This window comes from Vibrio harveyi (assembly GCF_030060435.1).
GTDB lineage: Bacteria > Pseudomonadota > Gammaproteobacteria > Enterobacterales > Vibrionaceae > Vibrio > Vibrio harveyi.
The window spans coordinates 1,992,150-2,015,436 of record NZ_CP125875.1 but is presented as its reverse complement, the minus strand read 5'-3'; the positions used below and the strand labels follow the sequence as shown (position 1 = coordinate 2,015,436).

Genomic DNA, 23,287 nt, shown 5'->3' with positions numbered 1-23,287 from the left:
AAGCGCACAGAATAATAGACTATTTCGTGTTATTTGTTTAATGATATAGCCAAGTTGCTTTTAGAGAGGTGTTTTTGCAAAAGAACTTCATGAAAGCAAACTTGGCACAAAGTGCACTCATGGATAGAGAGCCATAGAGCTTCAAACTATAAGAAAGAGTGCAAACCGCATGTCACGTTGGTGAGGAGGAATGCACTACTAACGTTAAGCAATGCGTAAATTCAACGAACTCAGTTGCTGAGTTGTTCAGCTTAGTTGAGTAAAAAATAGGGAAATTTCATGCCTACAGAAAAACCTACAATTATCTACACAATCACTGATGAAGCCCCGGCGTTAGCAACCTATTCATTACTACCAATCATTCAATCGTTTACTGCATCGTCTGGCATTAATGTAGATACTCGTGATATTTCGTTAGCAGGTCGTATCATCGCTAACTTCCCAGAGCATTTAAAAGAAGAACAGCGCATCGGTGACGCGCTAGCAGAACTTGGCGAGTTGGCGAAAACGCCAGAAGCAAACATCATCAAACTTCCAAACATTTCTGCATCTATCCCGCAGTTAAAAGCTGCTATCAAAGAGCTGCAAGCAAAAGGCTATGAGCTACCAAACTACCCAGAAGAGCCGAGCACTTACGAAGAAGAAGCGATTAAAGCGACTTACGACAAAATCAAAGGTAGTGCGGTTAACCCGGTTCTACGCGAAGGTAACTCAGACCGTCGTGCGCCACTTTCAGTAAAGAATTACGCGAAGAAGAACCCGCACTCAATGGGTGCATGGTCAGCGGATTCTCAATCTCATGTTTCAAGCATGGCAGACAACGACTTCTTCGGTAGTGAAAAATCGGTAACCGTTTCTGGTGCTACTGACGTAAAAATTGAATTTGTCGCTGCAGATGGTTCGGTGAAAGAACTTAAATCGGCGTTCCCTTTACAAGACAAAGAAGTGATCGATTGTTCGGTAATGAACAAGAAAGCGCTTGTTGAGTTCTTTGAGAAGGAAATTGCAGAAGCAAAGCAGCAAGACGTTCTGCTCTCTCTACACATGAAAGCGACCATGATGAAGGTATCGGATCCAGTTATCTTTGGTCATGCTGTTAAGGTTTACTACAAAGACGTGTTTGCGAAATACGGCAAGCTATTCGAAGAGCTAGGCGTTGATGTAAACAATGGTATCGGTGACGTATACGCGAAGATCGATGCGCTACCTGCTGAACAAAAAGCGGAAATCGAAGCGGCGATCCTTGCGGTATACGAAACACAACCAGCACTCGCGATGGTTGACTCAGATCGCGGTATTACCAACCTGCACGTACCAAGTGACATCATCGTTGATGCTTCTATGCCAGCAATGCTGCGTGCATCTGGTCAAATGTGGGGACCAGACGGCAAACAGAAAGATACTAAAGCAATGATTCCAGATCGTAGCTATGCAGGTATTTACCAAGCGGTTATCGATTTTTGTAAAGAACATGGTGCATTTGACCCAACAACTATGGGTAGCGTACCAAACGTAGGTCTAATGGCTCAGAAAGCTGAAGAATACGGTTCACACGATAAGACATTCATTTTAGATGCAGCAGGTACTGTACGTGTTGTAGATGCTTCTGGTGCGGTTCTTCTTGAGCAAGAAGTAGAAGAAGGTGACATCTTCCGTATGTGTCAGGTCAAAGATGCGCCAATCCAAGATTGGGTGAAACTTGCGGTAACTCGTGCTCGTGCTTCGGGTGCGCCGGCTGTGTTCTGGCTTGATGAAGCGCGTGCTCATGATGCAGAACTTATCAAAAAAGTGAATGCCTACCTTCCAGCACACGATACTTCAGGTCTAGAAATTAAGATCCTTGCGCCAATCGATGCATGTAAATTCTCTCTAGAGCGTATCAAAGAAGGTCTAGATACCATTTCTGTAACGGGTAACGTATTGCGTGATTACCTGACCGATTTGTTCCCAATTTTGGAGCTTGGTACTTCAGCGAAGATGCTATCTATCGTTCCGCTAATGAACGGTGGTGGTCTATTTGAAACGGGAGCAGGAGGTTCGGCACCTAAGCACGTTCAGCAAGTTGAAAAAGAAAACCACTTACGTTGGGATTCTCTAGGTGAGTTCCTTGCGCTGGCAGCTTCTCTAGAGCACCTAAGCTCTGTGGCGGGCAATGCGAAGGCTCAAGTTCTTGCTGACGCTCTTGATAAAGCAACAGGCGAGTTCTTAGACGAAAATAAATCACCTTCTCGTAAAGTAGGTGAGTTGGATAACCGTGGTAGCCATTACTACTTAGCATCGTACTGGGCGAAAGCATTGGCTGAGCAAACAGAAGACGCGGATCTTGCAGCAGAGTTTGCCCCTGTCGCAAAAGCGTTGGCAGAGCAAGAGGAAGCGATTGTGTCTGAGCTAAACAACGCGCAGGGTGTAAAAGGCGAGCTAGGTGGTTACTACTCTCTTGATGATTCTCTAGCGTCTACATTGATGCGTCCAAGCGCAACGCTGAACGCTATTATCAATAAATAATCTTGTACACGCTACTTCGGTAGACCTATAGAAACAATAAACCCGCTTTACGCGGGTTTATTTTTCTCTTCATAAAAGCTCGTGTGCTTCTACGAGAGCAAATGATTTGTCTTTCCGACAGCGCTCTATTTATTTGGCTTGGCCTTCTATTGGAACAACGCTGCTTGCGTGTGAACCTTTTGGACCTTTTTCAATCTCGTATGAGACTTGTTGGCCTGCTTTCAGTGTACGATAACCGTCCATTTGGATAGTTGAGTAGTGGGCGAAAATGTCTCCTTCCTCTTCGTCTGAACAAATAAACCCAAATCCTTTGGCGTTGTTAAACCACTTTACTGTACCTGTAGCCATGCTTTTACATCCCTCATGCATTTTTTACTGATGTTGTTACTTCACCCAAGCCATCCCTTCAGCTTGGTCTCATTGTTAGCCTTGCTATGCTAGTAATTGCTAACACACGTCGAGTGTGCACATCCACATTCATCAAATTGTTAGAAATCCAACAAATTCAGAATGAGGATTTATGCATCAACACTTTCCACTGTAGTCAATGAATCTCGTCAGTCAATAGTGAAAGACAACATTAAGAAACATATTTGAAAACAAATCACTTTTGAGATTAACAATTTTGCAAACTCAATCGAGGTGGTTCGCCGAAGTTTAGATAAAAGGTCTGCAAGGTATTGAAATAGAGCGAAGGCATTCTAAACCAAGTGTGTACATTAGAAGATTCTACTAAATGAATAAAAAGTGATGTTTTCGTGATATTTAGCGACTTTTCCGTTGTAAGTGTGATCTTGGCAGTTTAAGAATGTTTATCGGTTATATGGAAACAGAGCAAAAATTGATAGTTCTAACAGCAAAAAATAACCGTTCTAAGAGATAAAAATCTTTTATTTGCGCGCCTGCCGGAGGTGCATTAGTCTCTATATGAGGACGCAAATTTTATCTATCAAAATCGAATTAGGTGTCATATCTCACTACACCGCACGGCATGCTTATGGTAGATTGTTTTTATAGGTCGAAAACATCAACCCTTTGATACGATATCTTTGAATTGCCATGAGTAAAAATTTTGAATGGGTGACTCCAGACTCAGATCTTCTGGAGCGAGAAAGTACAAAAGTTCAGCCGCCAAAGCTATACAACGTTGTACTCAATAATGATGACTATACACCTATGGATTTCGTCATAGAGGTGCTTGAGCGATTCTTTTCACATGATATTGATAAAGCAACGCAAATCATGCTCAAGATTCACTATGAAGGAAAGGCAATTTGTGGCACATACAGTGCAGAAATTGCCGAAACAAAAGTAGCGCAAGTGACGATGTACTCAAGGGAAAATGAGCATCCGCTACTATGTACTATGGAGCAAGCGTAATAAGAAGACTTGCTCGAGCAACCAAAGTTGTTCTTTCGGGAGGTACTTATGCTAAATAAAGAACTAGAGTCAAGCCTTAACGGTGCATTCGCTCGTGCACGTGACAAACGCCACGAGTTCATGACTGTCGAACACCTCCTACTTGCATTATTGGAGAATGATGCAGCTAAGGAAGCCCTTCTAGCCTGCAAAGCGGACCTTGATGCTTTGCGTAACGAACTCGATATTTTTATCGACCAAACAACGCCGCTCATCCCAGAAAGCGATGAGACGCGCGAAACCCAGCCGACATTGAGTTTCCAGCGTGTACTTCAACGCGCCGTCTTCCATGTTCAGTCGTCTGGTCGAAGCGAAGTGACCGGGGCAAACGTTCTTGTTGCTATTTTTAGTGAGCAAGAGTCTCACGCCGCTTATCTGCTGAAAAAGAATGATATCTCTCGTTTGGATATCGTTAACTTTATCTCTCATGGTATTACCAAAGCTTCTGGTTCAAGCGAAGACTCTTCTTCGTCCGATTCTTTTGGTTCGGAAGCGCCTGAAGAAACCAACCCAGAAGAACGTTTAGAAAGCTTTGCTACAAATCTAAACCAAGTTGCAAAAGCCGGTAATATCGACCCTCTTATTGGTCGTGATAAAGAGCTAGAGCGTACAATCCAAGTACTTTGTCGCCGCCGCAAAAATAACCCATTACTTGTGGGTGAAGCTGGCGTAGGTAAAACGGCGATTGCCGAAGGTCTCGCTTGGAGAATCGTTGAGGGGCAGGTTCCTGAAGTGATTCAAAACAGTGTGATTTACTCACTGGATATTGGCTCTTTACTCGCTGGTACTAAATACCGTGGTGATTTCGAGAAGCGCTTTAAGTCTGTGTTAAAGCAGCTAGAGAAAGAAGAGGACGCGATCCTGTTTATCGATGAAATTCATACCATCATCGGTGCGGGTGCCGCTTCTGGTGGTCAAGTCGATGCCGCTAACCTGATCAAGCCTCTACTAAGTAGTGGTAAGTTGCGTTGTATCGGTTCAACGACGTACCAAGAGTACAGCAACATCTTTGAGAAAGAGCGTGCATTGTCCCGTCGTTTCCAAAAGATCGATGTGGTAGAGCCTTCTCTGGATGATACAACCAAAATCCTAATTGGTTTGAAACCTAAGTATGAAGCGCACCACGAAGTACGTTATACCAACAAAGCGTTGCGTGCAGCGGTAGAGCTGTCAGCGAAGTACATCAACGAGCGTCACTTGCCAGACAAAGCGATCGACGTTATTGATGAAGCAGGCGCCCGCAGTCGTCTAGCGCCAGCAAGTCGTCGTAAAAAGACCGTTGGTGTTGCAGACATCGAAGCGATGGTCGCTAAGATGGCACGTATTCCAGAGAAATCAGTATCATCTTCAGATAAAGACATTCTGAAGAATCTGGATGACAAGATGAAGATGCTTGTGTTCGGTCAAGATACGGCAATCGATGCACTGTCAGAAGCAATCAAGCTATCTCGTGCTGGTCTTGGAGTGGATAACAAACCCGTTGGCTCATTCCTGTTTGCAGGTCCAACAGGCGTTGGTAAAACAGAAGTTACCGTTCAGCTTTCTAAACTGCTAGGCATTGAGCTACTGCGCTTTGATATGTCTGAATATGGTGAGCGTCACTCGGTCAGTCGCTTGATTGGTGCGCCTCCTGGTTATGTTGGCTACGACCAAGGTGGTCTATTGACGGATGCGGTGATTAAACATCCTCATTCGGTCGTGCTGCTTGATGAGATTGAAAAAGCACACCCGGATATCTTTAATTTGCTACTGCAAGTGATGGATAACGGTACGCTAACGGACAACAACGGTCGCAAAGCGGACTTCCGCAACGTGATCCTTGTAATGACCACGAACGCAGGTGTAGCTGAAACTGAGAAGAAATCGATCGGTCTTATCCAACAAGACAACAGTCATGATGCGATGGCGGAAATCAAAAAGGTATTTACCCCTGAGTTCCGTAACCGTCTAGACAATATCATTTGGTTCAATAGCCTAGATGAAACGGTTATCCATCAAGTGGTTGACAAATTCATCGTGGAGCTACAAGTGCAACTGGACGCTCGTGGTGTGTCGATGGAAGTATCGCAAGATGCGCGTCATTGGTTGGCTCACAAGGGGTACGACAAAGCGATGGGAGCTCGCCCTATGGGACGTGTTATCCAAGAGCAGCTTAAGAAACCTTTGGCGAATGAACTTCTGTTTGGATCACTGGTTGACGGTGGTACAGTGAAAGTTACGTTGGTGAAAGACGAGCTTAAGTTTGAGTACTTAAGTGAGAAAGAAGCTGCGCTTCACTAAGCTTAGGTCTTGTTGAGTTCTAAAAGCGTGCGCTTAGTCGTGCGCTTTTTTATGCCTGCTATTATATTCTCAATTAACCTCAATGAGCTTGGTTCAGCGAGAATGACTTGACTTGACTTGATTTGAAGGCGAGGCGACTATTTGAAACGCTGGCTATTTCGCTTCATTGTCTTCATTGCTTACTTTCGGTAAACAGAGAATCAGTGATAACGCTTTGAATCCTGTAACTTGAAGTCACTTGAGTATAGCTTGTAGCGTGAATTGAATTTCCAAAGCCAGACTGGCTTTTAAAGCAAATGACAAGCAATAAAAAACGGAGCTACGAGCTCCGTTTTTTATTGTATTCGAAAATCAGAGATTAACGAGCACGGAAGACGATGCGGCCTTTAGATAGGTCGTATGGAGTCATCTCTACAGTTACTTTATCACCAGTAAGGATACGGATGTAGTTCTTACGCATCTTGCCAGAGATATGTGCAGTCACAACGTGACCGTTTTCAAGTTCAACGCGGAACATAGTGTTTGGTAGAGTGTCAAGCACAGTGCCTTGCATCTCAATTACGTCTTCTTTAGCCATTTAATCCTCTTTAGAAATTAGGCGGTATTAGCGGGCTAATTTTGCCGCTAAACAGTAATTATGTAAAGTTGGGGCGTATTCTACCCTTGCCAACGCTGATTTACTAGCCTTTGGTGTCTCTGAAAGCGAGTTTTGTAGTTCATCGCCGGACATTCATCGATTTGATACCCTAGATACAGCCAATGTTTGTTGTGCTGTCGGCAGTATTCTAGCTGGAAAAGCACGCCTAAGGTCCCGAGAGACAAAGGATAATCTGGGTCAAAGAAGGTGTAAAACGCACTCGCACAATGCTCCATAATATCAGTGACAGCAACGGCTACTAAGCGCGCTTCGTCATCATAAACATGAAGAAAGCCAGTCGTTAACCATGTTGTTTGAGCAAATCGCGCGAACTCGTCTTCCCGAGGTGGATACATAGTACCACTTTGGTGCCGTTCGCAAATATAACGGCTGTAGAGTTCAAACCAATTTGAATCGAGCTCAGGTTTCATCTCCCAATGCAGTGCCTTTCCTTTGTTTAGCAAACGTTTCTGGCTTTTGGATGCTACGAAATCCGGTACTGCGATTCGGATTGGTTGACAAGCACTACAGTGCTGACAATGCGGCTTGTAAATGGTGTCTCCACTGCGGCGGAAACCATTAGCCATCAATACTTGATAGCTTTGCTCTGTATGCAAATCAGCATCAAGAGCTACTGCCACACGCTCTTCACGCTCAGGTAAATAGCTGCATGGATGGTTGTTGGTTAACCCAATACGAATATGTTGGAGATCTGTGCTCATGATACCGCGCCCTGCAAAATCTGTGGCTCAAACGTGCCCAAATCGGTTTTCTTATCTCTTAAAGATAGTAGTTTTTGTATGAAATCGTCGCGTTGGAGTTCAAATGCACCAAGCGATGCTAGGTGTGGGTTCATCACCTGACAATCAATCAATTGACCTTGATTTGACGCCAAGTGTTCGCACAGATACCACAATGCGATTTTTGAAGCATTGTCTTTGAGGCTAAACATCGACTCACCACAAAAAAGTCGACCGACGCTAATACCATATAGACCGCCAATTAATTGATCGTCGTGCCATACTTCTACTGAGTGACAATGACCACGCTTTGCAAGCTCGATATAAGAAGCTTGCATCTCGTCATTGAGCCAAGTCTCTTCCGCAGGGCGGGTGGAAGAGCAAAACTGAATGACACGTTCGGTTGCGTTGTTTAACGTTACTTTATACTGTTGTTTACGCTGAAACTTTTTCAAACTCTTGGAAGGCGTAAAGGTCAAAGGATCGAAAACAGCTCGTGGTGATGGACTCCACCAGAGAATTGGCTCCCCTGGACCATACCAAGGGAAAATGCCTTGTTGATAGCCACATAGGATGCGATCGGGGTTAAGGTCGCCACCAAACGCCAATAAACCGTTTGGATCGCTCAGCGCATCATAGGGAGATGGAAAAGAGAGCGAATCATCAAGTTCAGTTAAATAGATAGCCATAAAGAGAAGTTTACCAACATCAGAGCCTATAGGAGCTTATTATGAGCAGAGAAAGACTTAATATAAAACGATGGGCATGGATCATACTGTTTTTGCCATTTTTCGCCAATGCAGCTTATGAAAGAAATGTAGCAAAACCAGTCAATCAAGTGGTGTATGGCAAAGTCGATTCTGTGCGATACATAACTCAACAAGAAGTAAAGCAATCACAAAGTAACGGTTGGGAAACGCTTCTTGGTGCCACAATTGGTGGTCTAGTTGGCAACCAATTTGGTGGTGGCACAGGTAGAGAAGTCGCAACTGCCGTGGGCGCACTCGCGGGGGCCGCAGTCGTTCGAAATCGAAATAACTACGAATACACGGTTGAGTATAAATTGGTTGAGCTGCTAATTAAGGTTGATGGCAACAAACTTATCAACGTCATTCAAGACGTTGATAATAGTATGCTGTTTAACCGTGGTGATGATGTACGCATTCTGTATTTTGATGATGGTGTCAGGGTTGATATTGCATATTAAGTAACCTCGAGATGTTTGGGGTCGCGACAATGGCTTGGTTTGTTAGCGTGGTTAGGATTTAAAGGTTCAGTGGAGCCAAGCCAAAAATTGGCAACCAATACACTGCGTTGTTTTCTTTGCTCTCGAGTCAATGACAACGGTCTGAACCATGCATCTTGAAGTCACTTGGGTATATGTTTGTACTGCAAAAACGAAGTTGACTAATTATTCAAAAATTAGCGTAGATTTGCTCTGGTTTTGTGGTGGCTTTTTCGTTAGTCTGAATTTACGAAGAATTGTTTAGCTCTCAAAAATTGTGAAGTGAGAGCACAAAGGATTAACAACTTTTAATGGAAAGCCTAACGTTACAACCTATCAATAAAATTCAAGGGGAAGTGAACCTTCCTGGATCAAAAAGCGTTTCCAATCGAGCTTTACTTCTTGCCGCTCTAGCAAAAGGCACGACTCGGTTGACCAACCTTCTCGACAGCGACGATATTCGCCACATGTTGAACGCTCTGACTAAGCTTGGTGTTCAGTATCAGTTGTCCGAAGACAAGACAGAATGTGTCGTAGAGGGGCTTGGTCGTCCATTTTCTGTTTCTGAACCTGTTGAGCTATTTTTGGGTAACGCAGGTACAGCAATGCGCCCATTGGCAGCAGCCTTGTGCTTAGGTGAAGGTGAATACGTTCTTACTGGCGAACCTCGCATGAAAGAACGCCCAATTGGTCACTTAGTGACAGCCTTAAAAGCAGCAGGCGCTGACGTCGAATATCTAGAGAACGAAAACTACCCACCGCTGAAAATCACTGGTACTGGACTTAAGTCTGGCTCTGTATCGATTGATGGTTCAATCTCTAGCCAATTTCTGACAGCGTTTTTAATGTCAGCACCGCTGGCTGATGGTGAGATTCGCATCAATATTGACGGTGAGTTGGTTTCTAAACCATACATCGACATTACACTCCATATTATGAAGCAGTTTGGTGTCAACGTAATCAACAATGATTACCAAGAGTTTGTGATTCCAGCTGGTCAGCAATATATCGCTCCGGGTGATTTTTTGGTGGAAGGTGATGCTTCTTCTGCTTCTTACTTTTTGGCCGCAGCTGCCATCAAGGGTGGTGAAGTAAAAGTAACCGGTATTGGTAAGAACAGCATTCAGGGAGATATCCAATTCGCTGATGCACTTGAAAAAATGGGTGCAGAAATCGAATGGGGTGATGATTACGTCATTTCTCGTGTTGGTCAGTTAAAAGGCATCGATATGGATTATAACCATATCCCTGATGCAGCAATGACTATTGCAACGACAGCGCTTTTTGCTGAAGGTACAACCGCAATTCGCAATGTATACAACTGGCGCGTAAAGGAAACGGATCGCCTTTCAGCGATGGCGACTGAGCTTCGTAAAGTCGGTGCTGAGGTGGAAGAGGGTGAGGACTACATCATCGTGAAACCAGTCCCTAAGCTTACGCACGCAGCGATTGATACTTACGATGATCACCGCATGGCGATGTGTTTTTCATTAGTGGCACTGAGTGATACTCCAGTGACGATTAACGACCCTAAATGTACGTCAAAGACCTTCCCAGATTACTTCGATAAGTTAAAGGCACTAAGCTGCTAATTCGCCTTATTGAAAGTGAAAAGCCAGAGTAGAGACTCTGGCTTTTTTATTGGAATTTGAAGCGCTTACTTGTTCAATGTGAACTCTTTTGAAAGGTGGTGCGCTAGGTACTTAAACATATTGAAAACCGCAGTAGTGTTGGTTGTCGGCAGACCTTTTTCATCTAAGAAGTACTCACCTTTAAACACCAAAACACCGTCTTTTTCTTCTACACTTGTTGCGCGCATGCCTTCAATGTAGTCATCGTGCTCTTGGATGATTTGGTTCGCAATTAAAAGAAGGTTGAACTCTTCAATGTGTTTTCTATCAGACATACCATTCTCGTCATTCAATGAAACTTTAAGTGGGGGCAGTATACCCACAATTGTGAAGGGTTTGCATACTAAAAACAGTGATTGCGTGTTTTACGAACGTCACACGTTAATATAGAGGGAGTAGCGAAGCGATTCTCATCTGCAAATAGCCGATATTTCACTGGCATAACTTAAGCTTACGTTCTGATCGCGTAAGACAAATTATTTTGTGATGAGAGACAAAATTTATCGAATTCGACTAGCGAGAGGAAACTTTGCCTGCTTAGTATATGCCGCTCAAGACCTTTTGCAGTACCCTGCCTCGTCAAAGTACAAAGGCGATGAATTGTCAACCAATCGGATCTGAATTTCAAAAAAGCAGTTGATCTTCTTTTCATCTCGCACAATAGTAAAAAAAGAAGCAATGAAATAGAACATTATGCGGGTAGCTTCCTTTGGGCTAGTTACCCGCATTATTATGAAGGACGTTAGAGTCAGTTATGGGTAAATCGCTCGTTATAGTGGAGTCACCAGCCAAGGCTAAGACGATAAATAAATACCTTGGTAAAGACTTTATTGTTAAGTCTAGTGTTGGTCACGTGCGTGATCTGCCTACGGCCGGTCAAAGCACTGGTGAGAAAAAAGCCGCAGCCATTTCTACTAAAGGAATGAGCCCGGAAGAAAAAGCGCGTGTCAAAAAAGAAAAAGACCGTAAAGCTCTAATCAAAAAAATGGGGATTAACCCATATCATGACTGGGATGCGAATTACCAAATCCTTCCAGGCAAAGAAAAAGTCGTTAGCGAACTGCAAAAATTAGCCAAAGATGCTGATTACGTTTATCTCGCAACCGATTTAGACCGCGAGGGGGAAGCAATCGCATGGCACCTTCGTGAGATCATCGGTGGCGATGAAGAGCGATACAAACGCGTAGTGTTTAACGAGATCACGAAGAATGCAATCCAGCAAGCTTTCCAGACGCCTGGTGAGCTAAACATGGATGGTGTTAACGCACAGCAAGCACGTCGATTCATGGACCGTGTAGTAGGTTTCATGGTTTCTCCATTGCTATGGAAGAAAGTGGCGCGTGGTCTGTCTGCTGGTCGTGTACAATCAGTAGCGGTTAAACTACTGGTTGAGCGTGAGCGTGAAATCAACGCTTTCATTCCAGAAGAATTCTGGGATATCAACGCAAATACGCACACAAAAGATAAGACGGCGTTCAAACTGCTTGTTGCGCAGAAAGATGGCGTTGCGTTTAAGCCAGTTAACGAGGCTGAAACCAAGGCGGCGATGTCGGTACTGGAAAACGCAAGCTACGAAGTATGTAAGCGTGAAGACCGCCCAACGAAAAGTAAGCCGTCTGCACCATACATTACGTCTACACTTCAGCAAGCAGCGAGTACTCGTTTAGGCTACGGCGTTAAGAAGACAATGATGCTGGCGCAGCGTCTATACGAAGCGGGTTACATCACCTATATGCGTACCGACTCAACCAACTTGAGCGCGGAAGCAGTAGATGCAGTTCGCGGTTTCATCGGTTCTGAGTTCGGTGACAAATACCTTCCAGCTAAACCGCTAACATACGGTAGCAAAGAAGGCGCACAAGAAGCGCACGAAGCAATTCGTCCTTCCGACGTTGCTGTGAAAGCTGAAGACCTACAAGGTGTTGATGCGGACGCACATAAGCTGTACGCGCTGATTTGGAATCAATTCGTTGCGTGTCAAATGACGCCTGCAGAATACGATTCAACCACCATCAGTGTGAAAGCGGCTGAGTACACGCTAAAAGCGAAAGGTCGTATTCTTAAGTTTGATGGTTGGACTCGCGTTCAACGCCCAATGGGTAAAAACGAAGATACGATTCTTCCTGCTGTTCAACTGGGCGATAAGCTAGATCTTGAATCACTAGATCCTAAACAGCACTTTACCAAGCCACCAGCACGTTTCACAGAAGCGGCGCTGGTAAAAGAACTTGAGAAGCGCGGCATTGGTCGTCCTTCTACATACGCTTCAATCATCTCTACGATCCAAGATCGCGGCTACGTAAAAGTAGAACAGCGTCGTTTCTACGCAGAGAAGATGGGCGAGATTGTTACTGACCGTCTGGATGACAGTTTCAACGATCTAATGAACTACGACTTCACTGCGCGTATGGAGCAGAAGCTTGACCAAATCGCTGAAGGCGATGTGATGTGGAAAGATGTTCTAGATAACTTCTTCACAGACTTCACTGGCGATCTAGAGAAAGCGGAGCAAGACGAGAACGAAGGCGGCATGAAGTTGAATCACATTGTGATGACAGATATCGAGTGTCCGACTTGTAGCCGTCCTATGGGTATTCGTACCGCGTCAACAGGCGTATTCCTAGGCTGTTCTGGTTACGCATTGCCACCTAAGGAGCGTTGCAAGACAACCATCAACTTGGGTGACGAAGACGGTATCATCAACGTTCTAGAAGAAGATGTGGAAACAGCAGCTCTGCGTGCTAAGAAGCGTTGTCCTATCTGTGAAACGGCGATGGACGCATACTTGATCGATGATAAACGCAAGATGCACGTTTGTGGTAACAACCCGAACTGTGAAGGCTACATCGTCGAGCATGGCGAATTCAAAGTGAAAGGCTATGATGGTCCAGTTGTTGAGTGTGACAAGTGTGGTTCTGACATGGTGCTTAAGAACGGTCGCTTCGGTAAATACATGGATTGTACAAGTGAAACGTGTAAGAACACTCGTAAGATCCTGAAGAACGGTGAAGTAGCACCGCCGAAAGAAGATCCAGTTCATTTCCCTGAACTTCCTTGTGAAAACTCAGATGCGTACTTTGTTTTACGTGATGGTGCTTCTGGTCTGTTTATGGCTGCGAGTAACTTCCCTAAATCACGTGAGACTCGTGCTCCATTAGTTTCTGAACTTGCTCGCTTCGAAGAACGTCTTCCTGAGAAGTTTAAGTATCTGACTACCGCGCCAGCTGCGGACCCTGATGGTCGCCCTGCTGTTGTTCGCTTTAGCCGCAAGAGCAAAGAGAACTACGTGCGCACTGAAGACAATGGAAAACCAAGTGGTTGGACGGCATTGTTTATCGATGGTAAGTGGGAAATCACGGACAAGCGCAAAAAAGCGAAAGCATAATCCTAGAGATTGAATCGATAAGGCAGCTCATACGCTGCCTTATTTTTTACCTGCTATTTTATAATTCATTCATTTCACCAATCACTTTTCTTCCATTTTCACCATTCTTGTTTTCATCCAACGGTCATAGTTTCATCGTATCCTGTCGCAAAACTGCACTTGTGTAGTTAATCGGTTTGTAAATTGTTTTCACAATGTAATCGTTTGCGTCCCATTGTGTGATCAAGATACCGTATTGAGTAAGCAACATCTGTACACTACACGGAATGGCATATTTTAAATTGTAATTTAGTTCCAGTTCGATAACTTATTAGACAGATAATGCAACTGTATGCTGTTATTTAGCGCCGAAAATAAAGAATAACTAAGGCGTGTGCGTACGAGGATGTGCAATAGCTTTTTCAGTTCGTATTGTGAGGGTTCATAGAAACTCATCAGTATGGACGTATTAACGTATTCGCTTGACTCCCCGAGTTCTGCTCATATCAAGCGAGTACCAGTTCCAAGCTATAACTATATGGAGAACAACGAATGGCTGGTGTTTTGGGAATGATTCTTGCTGGCGGTGAAGGCTCTCGCTTGAGACCTTTAACGGAATCCCGCAGTAAACCTTCGGTCCCTTTCGGCGGAAGTTACCGACTTATTGATTTCGCTCTGAATAACTTTGTAAATGCGGATTTAATGCGCATTTACGTCCTGACTCAATTCAAATCTCAATCTCTATTCCACCACTTGAAGAAAGGGTGGAACATCAATGGCATCACCGACCGCTTTATCGACCCAATTCCTGCGCAGATGCGTACAGGCAAGCGTTGGTATGAAGGAACGGCAGATGCTATCTACCAAAACCTGCGTTTTATGGAGTTGGCAGAACCTGATCAAGTATGTATCTTTGGTTCCGATCATATCTATAAAATGGACATTAAACAGATGTTGGCTTTCCACCAAGAGAAAGAGGCTTCGCTAACGGTTTCAGCGCTAAGAATGCCGTTATCTGAAGCGTCTCAATTTGGTGTTATCGAAGTAGACAACGAAGGTCGCATGATTGGCTTTGAAGAAAAGCCAGCTAATCCGAAATCTATCCCAGGTGATCCAGAGCACGCACTCGTGTCTATGGGTAACTATATCTTCGAAGCTCAGACACTGTTTGCCGAACTTATTGAAGATGCTGATAACGAAGCGTCAACGCACGACTTTGGTAAAGACATTATTCCTAAAATGTTCCCGCGTGGTGATGTGTTTGTTTATGACTTCAGTACCAACCGCATCACGGGTGAGAAAGAAGAAGTATATTGGCGCGATGTAGGTACGATTGATGCGTACTGGCAAGCTCATATGGATCTTCTTGAGAAAGACGCACCGTTCTCTCTATACAACCGCAAATGGCCACTTCATACTTATTACCCACCATTGCCACCAGCGACATTTACTGACTCTGTTAATGGTCGAGTTCAGATCATCGATAGCTTGGTATGTAACGGTAGCTACGTACGTGGTTCACGTATTGAAAAATCAGTATTAGGTTTCCGTAGCAACATTGCTTCGGCGTGTGACATCAGCCAGTGTATTTTGCTCGGTGATGTGAAAGTCGGGGAAGGTTGTGTGCTTCGTCGCGTGATTGTAGATAAAGACGCAGATATTGCGCCGGGTACGCAAATTGGTGTAAATCTACAAGAAGATAAGAAACACTACCATGTGTCAGATGATGGCATCGTTGTAATTCCAAAAGGAGCACGTGTTGGCTACTAACAATTTGTCTGTTCTGTTTGTAGCGTCTGAAGTCGAAGGACTAATTAAAAGTGGTGGCTTGGCTGATGTAGCCAAGGCACTGCCGGAAGCCCTTCAAAATCTTCAGCAAGATGTACGAATTTCTATTCCAGCCTATACTGGCATTGAGCAACTATCGGAAGCGGAAACGGTTCTAGAAACAGAGTTAACGAGTTGGCCACATACGGCGTACCGAGTGCTTAAGTTAACGCTTGGGGATAATCCAGTTTACTTAATTGATTGTCCGCCGTATTTCAATCGTCCTTCTATGTACGCCGAAAACAACCAAGCTTATACAGACAATGGTGAACGCTTTGCATTCTTTAGTGCAGCGTGTTTGGACATGTTACCTAAGCTTGGCTTCCAGCCGGACATTGTTCACGCTAATGACTGGCATACAGGATTAGTCCCATTCTTGCTCAAACATCGATACGGCAATGAAGCCTTCTTTGCAAACACTCGCAGCGTTATTTCAATTCACAACGCGGTGTTCAAAGGGGTATTTAGTTACGACGATGTTCAATGCCTTCCAGAGTTCCATAGTCGAAATGTGCCTGATGCAGCCGTCAGTGCCACTCACATCACCATGCTCAAAGCGGGGGTGATGAATGCAGACAAAATCAATGCAGTAAGCCCGACTTACGCAGAAGAGCTTAAGACTGAGCTAGGTAGTCATGGTATGGCGTGGGAGTTTCAACAACGCGCTGACGATTTAGTGGGTATTCTAAATGGTTGTGATTACAGTGCGTGGAATCCAGAAACGGACTCTAGTTTACCGTTGAACTACAAAGCGAACCGACAAAGCATGGTGCGTGGCAAAAACGCTTGTAAGAGAGCCCTACAAGAAAAGCTGGGTCTTGAAGCATCTGATTGCGCTATGTTTGGTATGGTTTGCCGTTTAACGCAACAAAAAGGCGTGCATTATTTGCTACCAGCATTGGCTGACTTCCTCAAACATGATGTTCAAGTTGTCGTCGTGGGGACTGGCGATCCTATCCTTGCTGCCCAACTGAGAGACGTCTCAGCACAGTTCGCTAATAAGTTGGTTTTTGTTGAAGCATACGATAATGAACTCGCACACCTTGTTGAGGCTGGCTCAGATTTCTTCCTGATGCCTTCAGAATTTGAACCTTGTGGTTTAAATCAGATCTACAGTATGGCTTATGGCACGTTGCCGATTGTTCGTGGTGTAGGCGGTTTGAAAGACAGTGTTAATGACTACGACGCAGATCTTGAAGAAGCCACAGGTTTTGTATTCTATGAGCCAACACCACAAGCGTTATTATTGACGATGCTAAGGGCACTGTTGCTTTACGCACAGAGTCCGAACGAAGTAAGGCGTGTACAGCTTCATGCAATGCAGAAAGACTTTTGTTGGCGTAAAGCTGCGGAAGAATACTTGCAGTTGTATAGAGCCGCGTTAAATTGACGCAAAATCTTTAAAAAGTGTAACGAAAGGCACCGAATAGGGTGCCTTTATTATCTTACCCATAAGGAGTGTGGTAGCATTTATCCATTCCTGTTCACAAAGAATGTTTTTCATACTGATACATGACTCAGCCACTTTTATTCCATAAAACCTATATACACCCTACTAGCAAAGAGTGGGTCGTTTTCGTGCATGGTGCTGGTGGCAGTTCTTCGATATGGTTTAAGCAGATCAAAGCGTATAAGCAGCACTTTAATTTACTGCTGATCGACCTTCGAGGGCATGGAAAATCTAACCAACTGCTTAAAGAATTGATGACAAGTCGCTATACCTTTACGGCGGTGACTCAAGATATTCTAAAAGTTTTGGATCATCTTAAGATTCAGTCTGCGCACTTTGTCGGTATGTCTTTGGGTACTATTATTGTTCGTAATTTGGCTGAGTTAGCCTCTGAGCGAGTACGCTCTATGGTTCTTGGTGGCGCAGTTACGCGTTTAAATACCCGCTCACAAATCCTGGTGAAGTTAGGTAATCTAGGAAAGCACATTCTGCCTTATATGTGGCTGTACAAGTTGTTTGCCTACATTGTTATGCCGCAAAAAAACCAACGAGAATCACGTCACCTATTTATCCGCGAAGCAAAGAAATTGTGCCAGAAAGAATTCAAACGATGGTTCATCTTAGCCGCTGACGTTAATCCTCTGATGAAATACTTTAAAGATCGTGAACTGCCTATCCCAACATTGTATTTAATGGGTGATAGGGATTACATGTTCATCAAGCCAGTTAAAGAGATGGTTGCGGTACATAAGCAAAGTGTTCTACGCGAGATTCCAGATTGTGGTCATGTGTGCAATGTAGAACGACCTGATGACTTCAATCAACACTCTATCGAGTTCATTAAGCAGCAAAGCTTAGCCGCTTAAACTTAAAATGATTGAAAAGAATAGGGGAGCCATTAAGGCTCCCCTATTTGATATCCGCATTGCCAACAAGCGCCAAATTGACCTTCATTTTGCTCCGAACATTGTGGGCACTGCCAATCTTGGTAAATAAGTTCTGCTTGTTTTCGATAGTCTTCGACGATGGCTGATGCTTTCAACTGTTGCTCCGGATGTAAAAGCCAAACATACGGGTCAGTATCATCGCTAAAAGGCAGCTCTCCCTTCAATCCGAACATGCCTTCACCTCGCACTTCGCAGGCTATTTGCTCGGTTTTAAGAAGCTCACAAACGATATGAGCTTCAGCCGGATTTTTAGCGATGTATATTTTCATTAAGCGTTTCCATTCTGTACTTGTGCAGGGCGAACCTTATTCATAACCCATTTAGCGATAATAGGGAACAAACCAAGTAGAGCAAACGATGCTAATACGGTTGGTGACACAATTCCAGAAAGACTATCAATGGTTGCTAGCTGTGTACCTGCATTCAGATAAACCGCAGTGCCGGGCAACATACCAATTTGGCTTGTTAAGTAGAATCGAGCAATAGTCATTGGTGTTAGACCCATTAACAAGTTGATTAGGAAAAATGGAAAAACAGGGATTAAGCGTAGCGAAAACAGGTAAAATGCGCCGTCTTTTTCTACACCCTGGTTGATCGCACCTAGCTTGTTTCCAAACTTACTCTGTACCCATTCCCTCAATAGGTAACGGCTGCTTAAAAAAGCGATCGTTGCACCGATTGTGCTGGCAAAAGAAACCAGCAGCAAACTTGTCCAGAAACCAAATAGCGCCGCACCAAGCAAAGTCACCACTGCTGCGCCTGGAATCGAAAACGCAGTGATGGCAATGTAAGCAAAGAAATAAGTGGCAGCAGCGAATACGAAGTTTTCGCTAATAAAAGTGTTCAACGCTTCTTGTTGCGCCTTCGCGTTTTCTAGCGTTAGGTATTGACCAAAATTCACGCCTAAAAAGATAATCGTCGCGAGTAGGATCAGTCCTAAAATCAGTTTCTTATTCATATCAATAGCTCCGTTTGGCTTCTTAGATAATAAGACAGAATGGGGCAATAAAAAATTTCAAAAAAAAACCGCAGTTTGAAAACTGCGGCTTTTACTCAATGTCATGCTGATATAAATGCTTTAGGAAAGAGCACTCATCAATTCTTCTCGACGAGACTGAGGTACGACACTCCAATGTGTGCCTTTGATTGCACCTTCTAACGCCCAGAGCAGTTCAAGGCTTACCGTAGAGGCATGCGTATCTTGGATTGCTTTGTATGCGTTTAGCGCGCCTTCTGCTTCAAGTTGCTCTACAGAGTCAATGCCCGCTTTCTTGAGCATACGCTCAGTTGCTAGACGCAGGTTAGGTAGATCTTTCAATCGATTAGGCTTGGTGCTTGCTTGTTGTTTTTTCTCTTGCTTAGCAGTCTCGAGGGATTGCTTGGCAACTTCAATCAAGCGGTCGGTTGTGTCCCAAAGATCATCAGAAATTGCATAGTATTTCGTAACGACTGGGAAACCACGTTTCTTGTAGACGTACGGTTTTAGTCCTTGAGTCTCGAAGTCAGATGAAGTTTGTTGGTCAGCTCGAATATGAAGTTGATTGTTTACGACAAGCGCAAACATCGTTTCATCGGCGAAGAGCCCAAAACCACCAAACATTGAGCGCGACTTGATATTACCAAGTGCCTCAAACAGCTTCATTGAGTCTTTGAGTATCGGTTTATCCATGGTGTGTTATCTCGGTGTAATTAATATTACGCCACCAAAAATCAGGTCCGAGAGATTAGCAAATGCATGCAGACACAATGTCATTAAAGGGTAAACTCACTTAATGCATATTTGCCATCGGTAACCCCGCTACCTTCCATCTAATAAGATGGTTCAGGCCGGAGGCTTTGCGTCCCACCCTTTCGGATGGTTTGCCCTGTGCGTGACTCTTTGAGGATACTTCGTATATTGAATTAACATCACGTTTCAAACGTTGAAGTGTGATCTTGGTTCAGTTAATAGTGGTAATTTGATGTGTAAAGTTTCATATGCTGGAATGTATAATTGTAATACAAAAGGTCTATCAAGGATATGTGCTACCTTGAGTTAAAACAGCAACTTATCTTCGTTCTTTAAATTATTTTTCTGATGAAATGTCCAAAAAAGTTATTTTTAGGCAATAAAAAAGCGCCCCTAGGAGCGCTTTATAAAATCAAGTGAGAGATCAGTTCAATTTCTTAACTGTATTACGCACAACGATCTCTGGTTGCATTTCGAAAACACGCTTCTCATGCTCTTTATCTTTGATGCGCTCAAGTAGGATCTCAAATGCATTTTTACCCACACGACGTTTTGGTTGGTGAATCGTCGTTAGCGGTGGAGAGAAGTACTCAGCAAGTTCGATATTGTCGTAACCGATAACAGAAATATCGTCTGGTACTTTGATACCGTTTTGTTGTAGGCGGCTCATCAAGCCAAGAGCCATAGTGTCATTGAAACAGAAAACAGCGGTTGGACGTTTGTCCATAGCACTGATGTTATCTGCAGCTAAGACAGCCGTGTCACACTCAAAGTTGCCTTCAAGAATCCAATCTTCGTTAACGGCTAGATTTGCTTCAGCCATCGCACGACGGTAACCCGCAATACGTTCTTGGCAAGCTGCTTTTTCGAAGTGACCGCTCAGACAAGCAATATCAGTATGACCATTGTCGATCAGGTATTTTGTTGCGATGTAACCGCCTTCTTCTGAGTTATCGATGATCTTGTCTGCTTGTGAGCTTTCAGGACCCCAATCCATGACAACTTTAGGAATATCTGAATGACGGTCAAGCATCTCTTTTAGCTCTTCCGTAAGGTCAGAACACATTACTAGAATGCCATCTACACGTTTCTCAGCTAGCATGCGGATGTAGTCACGTTGCTTCTCGTAAATACCGCCCGTGTTACATAGGATCAGAGTGTAACCTTGACGGTAACAGTAGCTCTCAACGCCGTCGATTACTTCAGAGAAGAATAGGTTGGTAGATTGAGTAACTAACATACCGATGGTACGAGTTGAGTTGCATTTTAAACTGCGCGCAACGGCACTTGGTGCGTAATTAAGTTCATCCACCGCTTTCATTACTTTTTCTTGAGTTGCTTCAGCAACAAAGCGAGTTTTATTAATTACGTGCGAAACCGTAGTGGTAGAAACGCCGGCTAAGCGAGCAACGTCTTTAATAGTGGCCATAAATGATGTCCTGTATCGAGCTACTGTAAATACCGTAGTGAAGACAACCATACGCTTAGGGTCTTGCGCAAACCGAGCAACTGCGAATAGGGGCATTGCTGAGATATTTGGCAGCGGTTGTTCCGAAATCGGTATAAAAAGGTTTGTAGCAACATTTATCGCTGAGTCTCATATTCCTTTCTTATATAAGTGAGGAATTGGTCAGCAATCCTGTTAAGAAAACACAAAAACCGCTTTATTTCAGCGGTTTACATATAAATCATATTTAATCGTTTGCGCTCACATTTTAGACTGATGCGAGCAAGCTGGCAATATTCTAGGCAGTTGTTTTGTGCCCCTGAGGTCACATTTTAACGGCTAAATTGATTGTATTTCTCTGTGCCAGATTAAAAACAAACGAATAAAATAGGGAGTCTGAATGACAGACTCCCCAAAATAGGTGGCAATTATTCACCAAGAAGGTAGGTGCTGTCCAGTTTACAAAATGCAATTAATAGTTGCGTAACGCTAATGTAGAAGCCAAATTCGTCGAATTGCTTACATTTAGCAGCAAACTGTGGCAGCCAAGTCATAAGGTGTTGTTGGATGAACTCGTTCTGTTTTCCGAACGCTTCTTCCATATGTTTATCTTGCTCTAGTTCGTTCGAGCGGATAATCATGTTGCCTAGAAAATCTAGCTCGACCGCTAAGTGGTCCGCTGGTTCTTTCAGATTTTCGTCCACTTGCACGCCAAAGTCTGCCATCAGTTTTTCCATCTCTTCTGCTGGCTTATCATTTAATAAACCAGATTCGCCGATGTACATTGAAGCATAAGGCAGTGCGCCGTGCTTTTCTGTTTTTAGAAAGAGTTCACAGAAGTCCGCTGCTAATTCTAACTGAGCGTCTTCACGGTCTTGTAAACGGTTGAGTGCATCAACAAGGGTATCAACAGCTGGTTTTAGTGATTCGTTTTCACCAAGACCCGCTAAAAAGCTTCGAATTTCAACACTGTGGTAGGTTTCTAGTTCTTTCTCTGTCAGTTCTTTTGCGAACAGGCTAGAAAACCACCAATAGATTTCTGCGCGTTTCTCGTTAAAAGCTTTCACTTCTTGCATTTTTTTGCTCCTGAATGGTTATCCCTTAAGTGTAAACAATTAAGATGAATAGCAGTAACTATAATTGTTATGCATTATTGGAAAATATGCGTATTTGTGAATGGCTGTAAATAAGCTTGCTTTGAATCAATAAAATCGCAAAATCTTGCTTTTTAATGTATCTATGACTAGAAATGTTACTAGTTATGAATAGAATACGTCTTGGAAAATAAAAAAGACAGAAAGTGGTGTAAATGAGCTATCACGTATTAGTCGTAGAAGATGATGTTGTAACTCGCAGTAAGCTCGCGGGCTATTTCCAAAATGAAGGTTACAAAGTCAGTGAAGCAGAAAGCGGCGCAGAGATGCGCGAAGTGCTTCAAGGCGGTGATGTTGACCTAATCATGCTGGATATTAACCTGCCTGGCGAAGACGGCCTTATGCTTACGCGTGAATTACGCAGCCAATCAGATATCGGCATCATATTAGTGACAGGACGCACGGATAGCATTGACAAAATCGTTGGTCTAGAAATGGGCGCAGACGATTATGTGACAAAGCCTTTTGAACTAAGGGAATTATTGGTTCGCGTGAAGAACTTGCTATGGCGCATCTCTGCGGCACGCAGCGGTTCTCAAAAAGCAGCGAACGACACTAATGAAGAACACATTGTGCGCTTCGGTGAGTGGACGTTTGATATTCAGCGTCGAGCTCTAAGCCGTAATGGTGAGCCAGTGAAACTAACCAAAGCTGAATACGAGTTATTGGTTGCACTGTCCTCGTACCCAAATCAGGTACTAAGCCGCGAGCGTATTTTGAATATGATCAGCCACCGAGTGGATGCGCCAAATGATCGTACGATTGACGTACTGATTCGCCGCATGCGCGCTAAGATGGAGTTTGATCCTAAGAACCCACAAATCTTTGTGACGGTTCACGGTGAAGGCTACATGTTTGCTGGTGATTAAATCATACCTAAAGAAAAAAGGAGAGCATTGGCTCTCCTTTTTTGTTTCCGCAATTTGACCACT

20 protein-coding genes and 1 riboswitch are annotated in these 23,287 nt (G+C 43.8%); of the genes, 10 read left to right on the top strand and 10 right to left on the bottom strand.

Features of this window, described 5'->3' with window-relative positions:
* Window positions 1–279: 279 nt before the first annotated feature.
* Window positions 280–2,505, top strand: coding sequence for an NADP-dependent isocitrate dehydrogenase (locus QMY49_RS09635; RefSeq protein WP_005449846.1), 2,226 nt, complete (start codon window positions 280–282; stop codon window positions 2,503–2,505).
* Window positions 2,506–2,634: 129 nt separating this feature from the next.
* Here QMY49_RS09635 and cspD read toward each other — a convergent pair whose 3' ends face one another.
* The gene (gene cspD / locus QMY49_RS09630) at window positions 2,635–2,853 is read right to left on the bottom strand and encodes a cold shock domain-containing protein CspD (protein ID WP_005427548.1); all 219 of its coding nucleotides are present in this window, start codon (window positions 2,851–2,853) and stop codon (window positions 2,635–2,637) included.
* 711 nt (window positions 2,854–3,564) lie between these two features.
* Here cspD and clpS point away from each other — a divergent pair.
* Window positions 3,565–3,885 carry an ATP-dependent Clp protease adapter ClpS gene (gene clpS / locus QMY49_RS09625; RefSeq protein ID WP_005427554.1) on the top strand — a complete coding sequence of 107 codons (321 nt, stop codon included), beginning with the start codon at window positions 3,565–3,567 and terminating at the stop codon, window positions 3,883–3,885.
* A 48-nt stretch (window positions 3,886–3,933) separates the two neighbouring features.
* A complete protein-coding gene (gene clpA, locus QMY49_RS09620) occupies window positions 3,934–6,204 on the top strand; it encodes an ATP-dependent Clp protease ATP-binding subunit ClpA (RefSeq protein WP_005449844.1) in 2,271 nt (756 codons plus the stop codon).
* A 358-nt stretch (window positions 6,205–6,562) separates the two neighbouring features.
* Here clpA and infA read toward each other — a convergent pair whose 3' ends face one another.
* The 3 genes from infA to aat form a co-directional block, all read right to left on the bottom strand.
* Entirely contained in the window at window positions 6,563–6,781 is a 219-nt protein-coding gene (infA, locus tag QMY49_RS09615; RefSeq protein WP_001040192.1) for a translation initiation factor IF-1, read from the bottom strand.
* Between the two features lie 80 nt (window positions 6,782–6,861).
* Window positions 6,862–7,563 carry an arginyltransferase gene (locus tag QMY49_RS09610; protein ID WP_009701172.1) on the bottom strand — a complete coding sequence of 234 codons (702 nt, stop codon included), beginning with the start codon at window positions 7,561–7,563 and terminating at the stop codon, window positions 6,862–6,864.
* Window positions 7,560–8,270 (bottom strand): leucyl/phenylalanyl-tRNA--protein transferase, encoded by a 711-nt coding sequence (gene aat / locus QMY49_RS09605; protein WP_005450374.1) that lies wholly within the window; start codon window positions 8,268–8,270, stop codon window positions 7,560–7,562. The genes QMY49_RS09610 and aat overlap by 4 nt, the downstream gene beginning before the upstream one ends.
* Before the next feature lie 41 nt (window positions 8,271–8,311).
* Between aat and QMY49_RS09600 the strand changes: the two genes are divergently transcribed.
* Window positions 8,312–8,788 (top strand): outer membrane lipoprotein, encoded by a 477-nt coding sequence (locus QMY49_RS09600; RefSeq protein WP_005450372.1) that lies wholly within the window; start codon window positions 8,312–8,314, stop codon window positions 8,786–8,788.
* Window positions 8,789–9,117: 329 nt separating this feature from the next.
* Window positions 9,118–10,398, top strand: a complete 1,281-nt coding sequence (gene aroA, locus QMY49_RS09595; protein WP_005450370.1) for a 3-phosphoshikimate 1-carboxyvinyltransferase — start codon at window positions 9,118–9,120, stop codon at window positions 10,396–10,398.
* Between the two features lie 65 nt (window positions 10,399–10,463).
* On the opposite strand, the gene QMY49_RS09590 is transcribed toward aroA, so the two are convergent.
* Window positions 10,464–10,712: a YciN family protein gene (locus tag QMY49_RS09590; RefSeq protein ID WP_283311225.1), complete on the bottom strand. Its 249-nt coding sequence runs from the start codon at window positions 10,710–10,712 to the stop codon at window positions 10,464–10,466.
* A gap of 479 nt (window positions 10,713–11,191) precedes the next feature.
* On the opposite strand from QMY49_RS09590, the gene topA reads away from it, so the two are divergent.
* The 4 genes from topA (at window position 11,192) to QMY49_RS09570 (ending at window position 17,944) form a co-directional block, all read left to right on the top strand.
* Window positions 11,192–13,822, top strand: coding sequence for a type I DNA topoisomerase (topA, locus tag QMY49_RS09585; protein ID WP_005450368.1), 2,631 nt, complete (start codon window positions 11,192–11,194; stop codon window positions 13,820–13,822).
* 531 nt (window positions 13,823–14,353) lie between these two features.
* Window positions 14,354–15,571, top strand: coding sequence for a glucose-1-phosphate adenylyltransferase (gene glgC / locus QMY49_RS09580; protein WP_005450367.1), 1,218 nt, complete (start codon window positions 14,354–14,356; stop codon window positions 15,569–15,571).
* Window positions 15,561–17,018, top strand: coding sequence for a glycogen synthase GlgA (glgA, locus tag QMY49_RS09575; protein WP_026000128.1), 1,458 nt, complete (start codon window positions 15,561–15,563; stop codon window positions 17,016–17,018). Before glgC ends, glgA begins: the two co-directional genes overlap by 11 nt.
* A gap of 122 nt (window positions 17,019–17,140) precedes the next feature.
* A complete protein-coding gene (locus QMY49_RS09570) occupies window positions 17,141–17,944 on the top strand; it encodes an alpha/beta fold hydrolase (RefSeq protein ID WP_005450365.1) in 804 nt (267 codons plus the stop codon).
* A gap of 32 nt (window positions 17,945–17,976) precedes the next feature.
* Here the strand turns inward: QMY49_RS09570 and QMY49_RS09565 are convergent, their stop codons facing one another.
* From QMY49_RS09565 to torD, 5 genes are all read right to left on the bottom strand, one after another.
* Window positions 17,977–18,294, bottom strand: coding sequence for a putative signal transducing protein (locus QMY49_RS09565; RefSeq protein WP_005450364.1), 318 nt, complete (start codon window positions 18,292–18,294; stop codon window positions 17,977–17,979).
* Window positions 18,294–18,983: a TVP38/TMEM64 family protein gene (locus QMY49_RS09560; RefSeq protein ID WP_005450359.1), complete on the bottom strand. Its 690-nt coding sequence runs from the start codon at window positions 18,981–18,983 to the stop codon at window positions 18,294–18,296. Before QMY49_RS09560 ends, QMY49_RS09565 begins: the two co-directional genes overlap by 1 nt.
* A 120-nt stretch (window positions 18,984–19,103) precedes the next feature.
* Window positions 19,104–19,694, bottom strand: a complete 591-nt coding sequence (locus QMY49_RS09555; protein ID WP_005450356.1) for a TfoX/Sxy family DNA transformation protein — start codon at window positions 19,692–19,694, stop codon at window positions 19,104–19,106.
* A 116-nt stretch (window positions 19,695–19,810) separates the two neighbouring features.
* A riboswitch (cyclic di-GMP riboswitch) is annotated at window positions 19,811–19,900 on the bottom strand.
* Between the two features lie 278 nt (window positions 19,901–20,178).
* Window positions 20,179–21,183 carry an HTH-type transcriptional repressor PurR gene (gene purR / locus QMY49_RS09550; protein WP_005450353.1) on the bottom strand — a complete coding sequence of 335 codons (1,005 nt, stop codon included), beginning with the start codon at window positions 21,181–21,183 and terminating at the stop codon, window positions 20,179–20,181.
* A gap of 446 nt (window positions 21,184–21,629) precedes the next feature.
* Window positions 21,630–22,277, bottom strand: a complete 648-nt coding sequence (gene torD, locus QMY49_RS09545; RefSeq protein WP_005450351.1) for a molecular chaperone TorD — start codon at window positions 22,275–22,277, stop codon at window positions 21,630–21,632.
* 233 nt (window positions 22,278–22,510) lie between these two features.
* Between torD and torR the strand changes: the two genes are divergently transcribed.
* Window positions 22,511–23,224 carry a two-component system response regulator TorR gene (torR, locus tag QMY49_RS09540; protein ID WP_005450350.1) on the top strand — a complete coding sequence of 238 codons (714 nt, stop codon included), beginning with the start codon at window positions 22,511–22,513 and terminating at the stop codon, window positions 23,222–23,224.
* Window positions 23,225–23,287 lie beyond the last annotated feature (63 nt).